This is a genomic window from Leisingera sp. ANG-DT, assembly GCF_000813785.1.
In the GTDB taxonomy this organism is placed as follows: domain Bacteria; phylum Pseudomonadota; class Alphaproteobacteria; order Rhodobacterales; family Rhodobacteraceae; genus Leisingera.
Genome location: NZ_JWLE01000026.1, coordinates 51,686 through 52,186, shown reverse-complemented (window position 1 = coordinate 52,186; position 501 = coordinate 51,686). Strand labels below are relative to the sequence as shown.

The window sequence follows — 501 nt, the reverse complement described above, 5'->3', positions numbered from 1 at the left end:
CCTATAAGATCGTGATCTTTGCCACCGCGCTGGGGCCCTGGCTGGCGCTGCAGCTGATCTGACCAGCCGCCCGCCCCCATTGCCCGCCCCTGTCCCGGCTGCTAGGCCTGCGGGGACGCAAGACAACTCCGGAGCCACCGCCATGGACAAGCAAACCGAGACCGAAATCCAGGCCGCCGCCTTCCGCCGCCTGCAAAAGCACCTGATGGAAGACCGCACCGATGTGCAGAACATCGACCTGATGAACATGGCCGGCTTCTGCCGCAACTGCCTGGCCCGCTGGTACCAGGAAGCCGCCAACGAGCGCGGCATCGAGATGGGCAAGACCGAAGCGCGTGAAATCTACTATGGCATGACCATGGATGAGTGGAAGGCCAACTACCAGACCGAGGCCAGCGCCGAGAAACAGGCGGCCTTCGAGGTGGCGTTCAAGGAAAACGTGACCGACAAGCAGTAAGCAGCTGCTCCGCTGAACCGGGACAGAGGGGCGCTGCCCCTCTT

At 63.5% G+C, this 501-nt stretch carries 1 protein-coding gene; it reads left to right on the top strand.

Annotation, left to right across the window (positions count from 1 at the left end; genetic code table 11):
* Positions 1-142: 142 nt before the first annotated feature.
* Positions 143-457 carry a DUF1244 domain-containing protein gene (locus RA21_RS18165; RefSeq protein WP_039151566.1) on the top strand — a complete coding sequence of 105 codons (315 nt, stop codon included), beginning with the start codon at positions 143-145 and terminating at the stop codon, positions 455-457.
* The last annotated feature ends 44 nt before the right edge of the window (positions 458-501 follow it).

Coding starts and splice junctions, on each gene's coding strand:
- RA21_RS18165 (WP_039151566.1), top strand. CDS start 143: ATGGACAAGCAAACCGAGACCGAAATCCAGGCCGCCGCCTTCCGCCGC.